Source organism: Geothermobacter hydrogeniphilus (genome assembly GCF_002898515.1).
Lineage (GTDB): Bacteria > Desulfobacterota > Desulfuromonadia > Desulfuromonadales > Geothermobacteraceae > Geothermobacter_A.
The window spans coordinates 1-12,862 of sequence record NZ_PPFX01000036.1 but is presented as its reverse complement, the minus strand read 5'-3'; the positions used below and the strand labels follow the sequence as shown (position 1 = coordinate 12,862).

The window sequence follows — 12,862 nt, the reverse complement described above, 5'->3', positions numbered from 1 at the left end:
GAGCGGATGGCTCTGGCTACGATCAAACGGTTCGGCGGCTCGCTGCTCGACGGTTACGAATGGAACGGCAAGCTGCTCAAACCCTTCGGCGGCTCGCTGCGCAGCGGCTGGGAGTTTGATGGTCAGTACCTGACCCCCAGCGGCGGGGCCCGCAGCCGGGGCTACGAGTGGAGCCGCAATATTCTCAGGCCCTGCCGGGGCTCACTGCTTTCCGGCTTCCAGGTGCAGGGCAACAACATCAAGCCCTACGGGCGATCGATCACCAACGGCTGGGAATTGCGTAGCGGCGTCTGTGTTCCCTTCGGCAAGGGCAATGAGGATGGATGGGAGATGCGCGGCCGGTTGCCGTTGCCGATTGTGGTGCTGGTGGTGACCGGTCTGGTGGAAGGAGGCTAGGCTGAGCAAAAACGCCCATCTGCGGCGTTGTCCTTCCCCCGTGTCAACGACGTACCTCCCGGTACGCCTTATGCCGCGGGGGGGCGGACGCCTTGCATCTGGGCATTTTTGCTCAGCCTTGAACCCTTGACTTCTCTAACCTTCTCCTGGCTCCCGATATCCCCGCTTTGAACCGTCTCATGGATCGACCTTGAAACGGTCCAGATGGGTGAAGTCCGCGAGTTCTTTCCTCTTCGGCGGTGCGGGAATTTTGTGCGGATAGCCGATGGGGATGAGGGATACGATTTCATATCCATCGGGGATGTCGAGTAATCCCTTCGCCTTGTCATGGTCGAAGGCGCCGATCACCACGGACCCCAATCCCAGAGCGTGGGCGCTCAATGAAATATTCTGGGTGACAATACCCAGGTCGTACATGAACCAGTCCCTGAACTTTGTGTAGGCCCTTCCCTTGTAGAATCCGGATGTTTCAAGTTTCCCGCAGAGCGCGATGATGACCGGGGCCCGAATCATGGCCCGGGCCGCAGGATTATTGTCAGTCAGCAGTTGCTGCAGCTGGAGTTTGAGATTCGGGTCCTTGACCAGGATGACTTCCCAGCACTGGGTATTGGCCCAGGAGGGAGCCCAGCGCGCGGCTTCGAGGATCTGGTTCAAGGTTTCATCCGCAATCCCCTTCTCCTCGAATTGGCGGATACTGCGTCGGCTTTTAATCATTTCCAGTGGATTCATGGGACGCTCCTGTTGAAAGCAGGTTTCCGTGATGGGTGACGGCCAGGCTGATGCCGCCGGAAATATTTATCACGGATGTTTCAGGAATCAAAGGGGCTGGCGCCAGCTCGTCAGGAAACGCGGTTGATCCCCTCCTTCCTCCGCTTAAGAAGTTGCATGAATTTATCCGTCGGGTTGTTGTTGGTTGTTAATTTTATATTTTTAATTCCAGTCCTTGTGTTCCTGACCGGTGAATGACACAAGTTATTGACCTGCTTGTACTTTCCAATAACCACCGGCGACCTGTGGGTGCGCCTCGGGTTTTTGAAAATTACACGTATGTCAAGCGGTTGCATTCTTCATGCGGTTTGTACCCATGGGGATTACCGCCCTGAGTCGGAGCATGGTCGATGCCGGACATGTCAAGACCCTCAGGGTTGACGGGGTGACCCCGACCGCGGCCAATATCGCCAGAGGACGTTACCTGCTGGCCAAGCCGTTGGCCTTGGTGACCAGGGGGGAGCCCAGGGGCGACCTGGCGCGCTTCATCGCGCTGGCGAAAAGCAGGCAGGGCAAGGAGATCCTGGCGAAAAGCTTCGTCCCGGCTGAATAAACCCCGAATCCGGATTTTCCTTGAAACGGCAACGGCCGCCCCGATGAAAGGGCGGCCGTTGCCGTTTCGGTTCACTTTTCCACATACCTGAATCAGTGAGCTCCTGTTTGGATGGAGAGTGCAAGTGCTTGGTCTGAATGAGATTTCCAAAAATCTGAATCGCACCCATAGGTTCGCTGGTGATTTCTGGGAAGCTCAGGCAGATCAATGACTTGTGCTATCCGCCGACAAGGAGTTCACTGATTCAGGACATAGATTCAGGCCGCGGTCTCCATCTTTTCGATGGCGGTCTGTGCCACGTGCTGCAATGCCCTGGCGGCCTCGGTGTCGGGATGGTCGAGGATGAAGGGTTTGCCGCTGTCGCCGGCGACGACCATCCGCGGGTCGAGAGGGATGCGGCCGAGGAAGGGCACCTGCGTCTTGTCGGCGAGTTTTTCGCCACCGCCGCGGCCGAACAGGTCGGTGACCTCCTCGCAGTGCGGGCAGACGAAGCCGGCCATGTTCTCGATAACGCCGAGGATGTTGATGTTGAGTTGGCGGGAGAAGCTGATCGATTTCTCGACATCGACCAGGGCGACATCCTGCGGGGTGGTGACGATCACCGTGCCGGCTCCCCGGCCGAGCAATTGGGCGGCGGAGAGGGGTTCGTCGCCGGTGCCGGGCGGGCAGTCGATAACCAGGACATCGAGCGGTCCCCAGACGACATCGGCGAGAAACTGCTGGATGGCGCCATGCTTCATCGGGCCGCGCATGATCATCGCCTGATCGCTCTGTTCGAGCAGAAAACCGATCGACATCACCCGCAGGCCCTGGAAGCCGAGAGGGATGATTCCCTCTTCGGTGGCGTGGGGACGCTGATCGGCCATGCCGAGCATGGTCGGCAGGCTCGGGCCGTGCAGGTCGACGTCAAGCAGGCCGACCGCCTTGCCCTCTTTGGCCAGGGCAAGGGCCAGGTTGAGGGCGGTGGTGCTTTTGCCGACCCCGCCCTTGCCGGACATCACCAGGATCTTGTTGTCGATCTGGCAGAGGTTGCGCTCCAGCCGCTGCCGGGCCTGGAACTGTTCATCATTCTCCTGGGGCTTGCGATCCCTGGCGCCGCAGGAGGAGACCCCGCAGCTGTCGCAGTTTTCATGATCGGACATGATATATCTGACTCCTTTTATCAGGTATTGACGGACCCACTTTACTGCGCCGCCGGCCGCAGGTCAAGGACAAGTCCGTCGATTGGCAGCGGCGATTGTCAGCAGGGGATTGAAAACGTCACGCTCTCCAGGCTGAGCAAAAATGTCCAGATGCAAGGCGTCCACGTCCCCGCGGCATAAGGCGTACCGGAAGGTACGTCGTTGACGCGGGGACGTGGACAACGCAGCAGATGGGCGTTTTTCATCAGCCTAATATTCTCTTCCCCCGGCCCGCCGGATGACCCATGCGACGAACGCGATCAGGACGATCAGGCCGGGGACGAAGAGGATGTTGAAGGCCTTGAGCATCGCTTCGAGGTTGTCGATCTCGGCCCGCAGCTGGTACTGCACGGCCCGCAGTTGCTTGCGGAATTTGACCTTTTCAGCGAGGAAGCGGTCCATCTCCCGCTGCTGCTCGGCGGTCAGGGTCGTGGCTCTGGAATCGTCACGTCCGCGCTGCAGCTCATTGAGCTTGTTTTCGGTTTCACGCAGCTTGTCGGTCAGTTCCTGCTCCTTGGCGCGGAAGCGCATCTCGGCCTTGCGCTGCAGCTCGGCAACCAGGGTAAAGGGGCGCCGGTAGCTGCCGCGGCTGCGTACCGAGATCAGGTCGGGACTGCCGCCGAGGGATTCGATGGTGTTGGCCGCCAGGTCGGCGTTGGCCGAGATGGGGATCGCCAGGCTGCCGCCGAAGACACTGGTCGCCTGCACCCAGAAACGGTCCTGCAGCAGGTCGGAGTCGGCGATGACGACCAGGTGGACCGGACCTTTGCTTTTCGCCAGGTGCTCGGCGGCCGGTTTTTCTTCCTTTCCGGCGGCACCCTTTTCCGTCGCCGGTTTCGGTCTGCCGTCAGGGAAGGCGCTGACGATTTCACCGTCGATTCGGGCGGCAAGGACATAGGGTTTTCCGGCGGGTTTGAAATCCGCCAGCAGCCTGGCCGGGTTGGGCGCGAAGGCGATTTTGGCGGCATCGATCAGCATCGCCTGATCGCTGCTTTTAATCAGCGGGGTGAAGACTGTTTTCACGCCCTTGAGAGGGCGCAGGGCGCCGGCGGTGGCGAGATTGAGATTGCCGAGTTGACTGGTAATCACGTCATCGTCCGCCAGGGAATCCCGGCCGATATTCAGCCAAGGCAGGTAATTGACCTGCATGCTGCGGAGTCGTCCCTGGTAGTTGACTTTGTGCGACTGGGGCAGGTCGCCGACCACCTTGCCGGGTTCCATTGCAATCCCCCAGGCGGCCAGCAACCGCTCGAAATCGGGGTTGCTGCTGATGGCGCCGGCCGGGTTGCCTTCGGCGGAGGCTTCACTTAAGGGATCAGCGAAGACCAGGGCTTTGCCGCCGCGTAGCAGGTACTGGTCGACGGCATAGAGCGTTTCGGCATCGAGCCCGGCCGGGTGAACCAGCATCAGCAGGTCGACGTCGGCGGCGATCGGCTCAGCGGTTCGCGGCAGGGTGCGGATCTCGAACTGCCGGCGCAGCTGGTCGAGGATCAGCCAGGGCCGTTGCATGCGCGGGTTCGGTCCGGGGGTGAAGCCGCCCTCGATGGGGGCTCCGGAGAGCAGGCCGACCACCAGCTTTTTCGGATGGACGAGCTGGTAGAGCAGCTGGCTCAGGTCGTATTCAAGGAACCGTTCCCGTTCTGGTTGAAAGAAGGGAATCACCTTGCGGTGGCCGTCAAGTTCACCAACCAGACCGAAATAGATGCTGTCGCCGCCGGCGACGAGCTGTACGCCCCGCAGGCCGAAACGGACCGCGTCATCCTCGGCTTCGGAGAAGGGCTCGGGATCGATTTGTTCGATGGTCAGCCTGCCGTCTGCGAGGTTGGCGTATTCGTCGAGCAGGGTGGCGACCCGTTCGGCGAAACTTTCCAGCCCGGGGACCTGCTTGATCTGCTCCCTGCTGAGAAAGAACTTGAGAGTGAGAGGTTTGTCGATTCCCGCGAGGATGTGGCGGGTCCCGCTGGAGAGGGTATTGAGCCGCTGCTCGGTGAGGTCGAGCCGCAGACCGCGCAGCAGCGGCGAAACCGCGACGTTGAGCAGCAGGAACAGCAGCAGGGCACCCAACAGTCCGCCCGGGGAGAAAAGACCTGATCCGGACCGGGTTCGGTATCCTCCCGAGGCTTTTTTGCGGCTGATCACCCAGGCACCGAGGTAGAGCCAGAGGAGGATGAAGCTGACAAAGAAGAGCAGATCGCGCAGGTCGATCATCCCGCGGGTGATGGTCTCGAAATGGCTCAGGAAACTGAGTGAGGCGATAGCGTCGAGAGCCGCCTGCGGCAGCCAGGGGCGGAAGAAGTCGAGCACCAGCGGGAAACCGGCGAGCAGAAAGGCGAAACAGGCCAGGGTCGAGATAACGAAGGCGATCACCTGATTGCGGGTGGTGGCCGAGAGGCAGGCGGCGACCGCCAGGTAGGCCCCGGCCATCAGCAGGCTGCCGAGGTAGTTGGCGATGATGACGCCGTTATCCGGATCACCGAGCAGGTTGACACTGATCCAGATCGGAAAGGTCAGGGCCAGAGAGATGGCGATCATTGCCCAGGCGGCGAGAAACTTGGCCAGTACCGCTTCGGTCATGGAAACCGGCAGGGTCAGCAGCAGCTCGATGGTGCCGGTCTTGCGCTCCTCGGCCCAGAGGCGCATGCCGAGGGCCGGAACCAGCAGCAGGAACAGCCAGGGATGCCAGAGGAAAAAGGCCTGCAGGTCGGCCTGGCTGCGCTGAAAAAACCCGCCGAGATAGAAGGTGAAAACCCCGGTCAGAACCAGGAAGATGACGATAAAGACATAGGCCAGCGGGGTGACGAAGTAGCCGGCCAGTTCACGTTTGAAGAGGGGCCACAGGTTTTTCATGCTGCAACCTCCCGGCCTTTTCCGGTCAGGTCGCGGAACATCGCTTCCAGGCTCGGGTAGCCGGCGCGCAGTTCATCGGGGGTGCCGTCGGCGACGATGCGCCCGCGATCGATGATCATCGCCCGGCTGCAGATGGCGTCGACCTCTTCGAGGATGTGGGTGGAGATGATGATCGCTTTTTTTTCCGCCATCTGCCGCACCAGTCGGCGCACCTCGTGTTTCTGGTTGGGGTCGAGGCCGTCGGTCGGTTCATCGAGAATCAGCACCTCGGGATCGTGCAGGATCGCCTGGGCCAGGCCGACGCGGCGTTTGAATCCCTTGGAGAGGGTTTCGATCGGCTGCCGCCAGACCTCCTTGAGCTGAACCTGTTCGGCCACCTGCTCAAGTCGGCGGTCCTTCGCGTCACCGCGCAGTCCGCGGATAGCGGCAATGAAGGCGAGCAGACCGGCGGGGGTCATCTCCGGGTAGAGCGGGGCTCCTTCCGGGAGATAACCGAGCCGGGCCTTGGCGGCCACCGGCCGCCGACCGACATCGATGCCGCAGATGCGGGCGTTGCCGCTGTCGGGAGTGAGAAAGCCGGTCAGCATCTTCATGGTGGTCGATTTTCCGGCGCCGTTGGGGCCGAGAAAACCGAGCACCTCGCCGGGCGCGACCTGGAAGGAGAGATCGTCGACCGCCGTCAAGGTGCCGAATGCCTTGCGCAGGGACTCGGCCTCGATGTACCATTCCATAGTTTGTCTCCGTGGGACATTGCCGGGAAGGTGAATTTCCCTTGTCCGCGCCCTTGTCTTGGTTGCGGAATCAACCGGGGGCGGCTAAACAGGAAAAACTTAATCTTCGCAAAGGCCCCTGTCAAGGGGCGTAAATAAACCCAAATCCACCGGCAATTCCGGGATTCGGCTGACGTTACGGATGAATCTGCTTCGTTGCCTTCACCGATTCGTTGCTCAACGTAGCTCGGCTACGTTTCCGCTCGAATCGGCACGGCGCCTCGCATCTCCACCCGTCCCGCCACCCTCGGTCCGCAAAACAGTCGGTGAATTTGGGATAATCTGAAAACAAGATGGTTCCGGAATCCTTCGGCGTCTTGTCAGGAGTTGTCATGACCCATGATTCAGAATGTTTCTGTGAACGGCTCAAGGGTGAGTTGAGTTTCTATTTTCTACGCCAGGAAGACTCCCCGATCATTTCCGAACTGCTCGAATGCCGAAAAGTTGCCGCCGGTGAAGTACTCTGGCGGGAAGGGGACGCATGCGACTGCCTGGCCTTCATCGTTTCCGGTCGGCTGGAAATTCGCAAACAGACGGAATTTCCCGGTAAGGACGTGATTGTCGGCATCTACGGCAAGGGAAGCATCGTCGGCGAACTCTGTCTGCTCAGCGGCCATGAACGGTTCGTGACCGTGGCGGCGCTGGAGGATGCCGATCTGCTGCTTTTGTCGCGCGAGAATTTTCAGCGCCTGACCCGTCAGGCTCCGGAACTCTCGGTGCGCCTGCTGCAGGGGGTGCTGTTGGCGGTTTCGACCCGGCTGGGCAAGTCGTTTGAACGGCTGGCCTCGGTATTTTAAAGCTGCGGGCTAATCAAATCTGTCAGCAACGCAGATAAGAAGGCTGTGCAGACCTTGTTGGAGACCATTGACCATGGCCGAAGAATTGCTGATCGCGCATAGTGCCGCTCCCCTCGGTGAAGAGTTGGCGGGGCTGCTGCAGGATGCCGGATTTTCGGTGACCACGGCCGATAACCTGTGTACCGCCCAGACCGCGCTCAGCCGTTTTCCCGACCTGCTGCTGCTCGATCTCGACCTTGCGGATGATCCGATGACCGATCTTGAGCCCCTGGCCCAGGGGTGTCTCACCGGAGAAATCCCCTGCCTGCTTTTCTCCTCACTCGGCATGGACCCGGACCGGATGCGCACGCTGGCGCCTTGGAGCAGTGGTCCGTTGCTGTCAGCCGAACAGCGGGATCTGGTGCTTGACCAGGTGCGTCTGCAACTGGAGCTGGTCCGTCTGCGCGCGGAACGTGACCTGCTCGCCGGCCGTCTGGAGGCGAAAAAGATCGAACTGCGCGAGGGCTTGCGCTCGGCGGCGATCATTCAGCAGTCGCTGCTGCCCAATTTTCTGCCCCGCAGCGACAGCTTCCGTTTCGCCTGGCGCTTCCGGCCCTGCGAAACGGTCGGCGGCGACCTGTTCCATCTCCGCCAGGTGGCTGAAGACAGCCTGATGGCCTATCTGCTCGATGTCAGCGGCCACGGCGTATCGGCGGCGATGGTGACTGTCTCGGTCTACCAGAGCCTGTCGCCGCATACCAGCCAGCTGATCAAGCAGCCCCTCGATCATCCCCCCCATTATCGGCTTTCGACCCCGGCCGAGGTGATCACCGAACTCGACCGGGAATATCCCTACGAGCGTTTCGAGAAGTTTTTCACCATGGCCTACCTGCTGCTCGATCCGAACAGCGGACAGGTCCGTTACTGCAATGCCGGCCATCCGCCGCCGCTGCTGGTCCGCCGGGACGGAACGGTCGAAACCCTCGATGTCGGCGGCACCCTGGTCGGCATGGGGGGGCTGATCCCTTTCGAGGAGGACCGGCTGCAGCTCTACCCTGGTGATCGCCTGTTTCTCTATTCGGACGGGGTGACCGAACTGCCGGATCCTGAGGGTGAATTGTTCGGGGAGGAGCGTTTTTTCGACCTGCTGGAAAATGGCGCCGACAATCCTCTGGATGAACAGTTGGAGATGGTGATGAAGGTTCTGGATCGGTTTTCCGGCGGCCAGCCACCACCCGATGACCTGACCCTGCTGGCCATTGAATACCGGCCGAACGGCCATCGTTGAACCTGAATCAGCAGGCTTGTGTTCTCCGCCGGTGACAAGCTCACTGCCGGGTCAGCTGCCGGCAACGCCGTCGCGACCAGAGCCCTTGACCCGGTACATGGCTTCATCGGCGAGGTGAATCAGGTCCCTGGCGTTGCGGGCGTCATCGGGATAACTGGCGACTCCGAAACTGGCGGTGATGGTGATCGGTGTCGGGGCGCCGGCCTCGAAGCGCTGGCTGCGCAGGTCAAGGCGCAGGATTTCGGCCATGGTCAGGGCGCCGCTCTTGCTTGTTGAAGGGAGCAGTAGCACGAACTCATCCCCGCCGTAGCGGCAAGCGAGATTGACCCGCCGGGTGTGCTGCATAATGAAATGGCCGACCTCGGTCAGCAGGCGGCTGCCGACCAGGTGCCCGTGGGCATCGTTGACCTTTTTGAAAAAATCCAGATCAAGAAAGACCAGTGACAGGTCATTGCCGTAGCGGCGGGCGCGTTCCAGTTCGTAGTCGACCAGTTCGCGGAAATGGCGGGCATTGTACAGCCCGGTCAGCTCGTCGGTGATATTCTGTTTCTGCAACTGTTCGAGCAGCAGCATCAGTTCCAGAGTGTTGCCGAGCAGTTCGCCCAGCATCGCCAGACACGTCACCACCTCGGGATCGGCGGGAGCGCCGCATTCGACGCCGAGAACCCCGATGATTTCGGCGACTCCCGGTAACGGCAGCCAGTAGTTGCAGGAGGCCGGAGCTTCCGGCGCGTCCCGCGGCTCACCGGAATCGGCGACCGCCTTGACCAGGGTGGAGAGCGGTTCGGCGGCCTGTTGCAGGTTGGCTGCGGAGCCGTCCGCCGGTCGCCAGTCACCGGTCAGCTGATCACGCAGCCAGAGTTGCCAGCTGCGGCCGTGGCAGAACCCGGGCAGCAACCGGCCGAGGGCGGCAAAAAGTTCGCCGTGTCCGCGACAGGCGCTGAAAACCCGGGCGGTTTCGAGCAGTCGCTGCTCCGGGGAGAAAGGGGCCGTGATAGTGTCACTATTGGTCACGCGTCAGGAGCTCCGGTTGAATGGAATCCCACATAGTTTACCCGAAAACGTTTTTCTTGTCGTCTAAATAGCGATTTTTTCAGCCATTCAGGGCCTTGCCGACGATCTCCCCGACATCGCGCGAGAGTTTGCTGTCGGCCTGGATACGTTCCAGTTCCGCGCGCATCTGTTCTCCCAGTTCGGGAATGAGTCGCCGCCAGCGGTTGAAGCAGCTGACCAGGCGGGCCGCGATCTGTGGATTGAGCCGGTCGAGACGCAGGACGTAGTCGGCGATGAAGCGGTAACCGCTGCCGTCGACACGGTGGAATGCGGCCGGGTTGGAGTGGGCCAGGGCGCCGAGCAGGGAGCGGGCACGGTTCGGATTCCTGAGGTTGAAGTCGGGGTGGGCGGCAAGTTCTCTGACCTGGTCCAGGCAGTCGCCGCGGCGGCTGGTCGCCTGCAGAGTGAACCACTTGTCAAGCACCAGCGGTTGGTCTTTCCAGCGGGCGTGGAAATCGTTCAACAGGTCTTCGCGTTCGGCGGCGTCGCTGTTGCACAGCGCCTGCAGGGCGGCGAGCTGGTCGGTCATATTGTCCGCCTGCCGGTACTGGGTCACCGCCAGCTGCTGAAATTCTGTTTCCTCCAACTCCAGCAGGTAGCCGAGGCAGAGATTTTTCAGGCTGCGGCGTCCGGCTTCTTCCGGGGTGCAGCGGTAACCGTCGGTCTGTTCCAGCTGCCGATAGAGTGTGTGCAGCGGTTGGCGCAGTTCGGCGGCCAGCGCCCGGCGTAACAACTGGCGAGCCCGGTGGATGGCGCCCGGGTCGGCCGGTTGCATCTGTTCAGCGAGATAGTTCTCACCCGGCAGGGTCAGCAGCTGGACGCGCAGGGCCGACTCGCAGGTTTCATCCCGCAGCACCCCGGCCAGTGCCGTGGTCAGTAGCGGGGAGATGGCCGGCGGTCGGTTTTCGCGGATCAGCCTCGCAAGCTGCAGCAACTGGCGACAGGCAAGCTGCTGGCCGGCGTCCCAGCGGCCGAAGGGGTCGCGGTCGTACCGCAGCAGGAAGGCGAGGTCGGCATCACTCCACGGGTAATCGAGAATCACCGGTGCCGAGAAACCGCGCAGCAGTGATGGCGTCGGCCGGTCGGCGAGGTCGCAGAAGATGAATTCCTCTTCCTGGCGTTGAATTTCGAGAGTTCGATCACGGCCGCCGGCTGCGTCCTCCCCCTGCAGTCGCAGCGGAATCTCCTTCCCCTCCCCGTCGAGCAGGGCGACCCTCAGCGGCAGGTGAAAGGACTCTTTCTGTGGTTGCCCGGGGGTTGGAGGACAGCTCTGGCGGACCCGCAGCCGGTAACAGCCGGTTTCCGCGTCGAAACTGTCGCGAATGTCCAGCCGCGGCGTACCGGCCTGGCTGTACCAGCGTTCGAACTGTGAAAGGTCGCGGCCGTTGGCATCGGCCATTGCCCGGCGGAAGTCGTCGCAGGTGACCGCCTGGCCGTCATGACGTTCGAAATAGAGATCCATCCCTTTGCGGAAGCCGTCGCGGCCGAGCAGGGTCTGCATCATGCGGATCAGTTCGGCACCCTTGTGGTAGACGGTCATGGTGTAGAAGTTGTTGATCTGCTGGTAGCTGTCGGGGCGCACCGGGTGGGCCATGGGGCCGCCATCCTCGGGGAACTGACTGTTGCGCAGCAGGCGCACGTCCTCGATCCGTTTGGCGTCGCGATGCACCTGGTCGGCGGAGAACTCCTGGTCGCGGAAGACCGTCAGCCCTTCCTTGAGGGAGAGCTGGAACCAGTCGCGGCAGGTAATTCGGTTGCCGGTCCAGTTGTGGAAATACTCGTGGGCGATCACCTCTTCGATCGCCTGGAAATCAGCGTCGGTGGCGGTGTCGGGGCGGGCCAGGACGTACCTCGAGTTGAAGACGTTGAGCCCCTTGTTCTCCATCGCCCCCATGTTGAAGTCATCGACCGCCACCACCATGTAGATGTCGAGATCGTACTCGCGGCCGAACTGCTCCTCGTCCCAGCGCATCGCCTTTTTCAGTGCCTCGACGGCGTGGCCGACCTTGTCGCGGTGATGGTGCTCGACGTAGAAGCGCAGGACGATGTCGCGCCCGCTGCAGGTGGTGAAGCTGTCGCTGATCTCGGCCAGATCGCCGGCGACCAGGGCGAACAGGTAGCAGGGCTTGGGGAAGGGGTCCTCCCAGGTGACACTGTGGCGGCCGTCGGGCAGTTCCCGGCGGGCAACCGGGTTGCCGTTGGAGAGCAGTTGCGGGTAACGGACCTGGTCGGCGACGATGGTGGTGGTGAAGCGGGCGAGGATGTCGGGGCGGTCGGGATAGTAGGTGATGTGGCGGAACCCCTGGGCCTCGCACTGGGTGCAGAAGTTGCCGCTGGAGACGTACAGTCCTTCGAGGGCGGTGTTGGCCGCCGGGTTGATGCGCACCCGGGTTTCGAGCAGGCAGGGTGAGGGCAGCTCGGGAAAGGTCAGGCTGTCTGGTTCCCGCAGGTAGTTTTCGTCGCCCAGCGGCCGGCCGTCGAGGTGCACGCCGAGCAGTTCCAGGCCCTCACCGTCAAGCTGCAGGGGACCGGCTTCGGTCTCGGGATTGCGTCGCAGCCGCAGGCGGCTGGTGACTTCGGTCGCTTCCGGATCGAGATCGAAGTGCAATTCGACCTCGTCGACCAGCCAGTTCGGCGGGGTGTAGTCGGAGCGATAAATGGTGAGGTTTTTTTCGGCCATGGTCATGTCTCCAGGTGTTTGGTCGGTGGATGGTGACAAGATACTCCAACGGGTCTGCATTTCAAAGGCTGACGACGCCTGATGGTGTCGCAAAAACTCACCCGCAGTTGTCTTCAGCCGCGGGGCGACCAGATCGCAGGTCTCGCTGCAGTGTCAATATCCCGACACCCCGACGTCCGCCGCAGGTGACGTTATTTTGACTGACATGTGATGTAAGTTGTTGACTATGCATGTAGCAGGTCCTGGCATGAAGTTGGCAGTATCCTGGATCACCAGCATGTTGCACGGCTCTTCCCACGCTGAACTCCATCAACGTGACGAGCCTTGACTTCCGGTCATGACCGTGGTGAGCAAGCCCGCCTTGTCGAGTGGGAAGCCTGAAGCGGCCTGCGGGAAGCACCAGTGGAAATCCGATGGGTTTCCGCGGGAAGAGCCACCTTCTTACTTCCCTTGCAGACAGGCCCCGCCCCAAAGGCGGGGCCTGTCTGTTTTGTTTGAGGACGCCGGCTTTTTCATCAACTCTGCGTTGCTGCCTCGCTTCGCTTGTGCG

General features: G+C 61.6%; 10 protein-coding genes. 4 read left to right on the top strand and 6 right to left on the bottom strand.

All coding sequences use genetic code 11. The features are described from left to right. Positions 1-6 precede the first annotated feature (6 nt). The gene (locus tag C2E25_RS13515; RefSeq protein ID WP_103116262.1) at positions 7-396 is read left to right on the top strand and encodes a hypothetical protein; all 390 of its coding nucleotides are present in this window, start codon (positions 7-9) and stop codon (positions 394-396) included. Between the two features lie 177 nt (positions 397-573). On the opposite strand, the gene C2E25_RS13510 is transcribed toward C2E25_RS13515, so the two are convergent. Next, complete coding sequence (locus tag C2E25_RS13510) at positions 574-1,125, bottom strand: nitroreductase family protein (protein WP_103116261.1); 552 nt, start codon at positions 1,123-1,125, stop codon at positions 574-576. A gap of 340 nt (positions 1,126-1,465) precedes the next feature. On the opposite strand from C2E25_RS13510, the gene C2E25_RS13505 reads away from it, so the two are divergent. Further along, the gene (locus C2E25_RS13505) at positions 1,466-1,717 is read left to right on the top strand and encodes a hypothetical protein (RefSeq protein WP_146032977.1); all 252 of its coding nucleotides are present in this window, start codon (positions 1,466-1,468) and stop codon (positions 1,715-1,717) included. 257 nt (positions 1,718-1,974) lie between these two features. Here the strand turns inward: C2E25_RS13505 and C2E25_RS13500 are convergent, their stop codons facing one another. The 3 genes from C2E25_RS13500 to C2E25_RS13490 form a co-directional block, all read right to left on the bottom strand. Then, the gene (locus C2E25_RS13500) at positions 1,975-2,859 is read right to left on the bottom strand and encodes an Mrp/NBP35 family ATP-binding protein (RefSeq protein WP_103116259.1); all 885 of its coding nucleotides are present in this window, start codon (positions 2,857-2,859) and stop codon (positions 1,975-1,977) included. Positions 2,860-3,108: 249 nt separating this feature from the next. Next, the gene (locus C2E25_RS13495) at positions 3,109-5,745 is read right to left on the bottom strand and encodes a Gldg family protein (protein WP_103116258.1); all 2,637 of its coding nucleotides are present in this window, start codon (positions 5,743-5,745) and stop codon (positions 3,109-3,111) included. Further along, positions 5,742-6,476: an ABC transporter ATP-binding protein gene (locus C2E25_RS13490; RefSeq protein ID WP_103116257.1), complete on the bottom strand. Its 735-nt coding sequence runs from the start codon at positions 6,474-6,476 to the stop codon at positions 5,742-5,744. The genes C2E25_RS13495 and C2E25_RS13490 overlap by 4 nt, the downstream gene beginning before the upstream one ends. Before the next feature lie 371 nt (positions 6,477-6,847). Between C2E25_RS13490 and C2E25_RS13485 the strand changes: the two genes are divergently transcribed. Then, positions 6,848-7,312: a Crp/Fnr family transcriptional regulator gene (locus C2E25_RS13485; RefSeq protein ID WP_158247267.1), complete on the top strand. Its 465-nt coding sequence runs from the start codon at positions 6,848-6,850 to the stop codon at positions 7,310-7,312. A gap of 73 nt (positions 7,313-7,385) precedes the next feature. After that, positions 7,386-8,579: a PP2C family protein-serine/threonine phosphatase gene (locus C2E25_RS13480; RefSeq protein WP_103116255.1), complete on the top strand. Its 1,194-nt coding sequence runs from the start codon at positions 7,386-7,388 to the stop codon at positions 8,577-8,579. A gap of 51 nt (positions 8,580-8,630) precedes the next feature. Here C2E25_RS13480 and C2E25_RS13475 read toward each other — a convergent pair whose 3' ends face one another. Both C2E25_RS13475 and pepN read right to left on the bottom strand, forming a co-directional pair. Continuing rightward, positions 8,631-9,593 (bottom strand): GGDEF domain-containing protein, encoded by a 963-nt coding sequence (locus tag C2E25_RS13475; RefSeq protein ID WP_103116254.1) that lies wholly within the window; start codon positions 9,591-9,593, stop codon positions 8,631-8,633. A gap of 79 nt (positions 9,594-9,672) precedes the next feature. Continuing rightward, entirely contained in the window at positions 9,673-12,312 is a 2,640-nt protein-coding gene (gene pepN, locus C2E25_RS13470) for an aminopeptidase N (protein ID WP_103116253.1), read from the bottom strand. Positions 12,313-12,862: the final 550 nt, after the last annotated feature.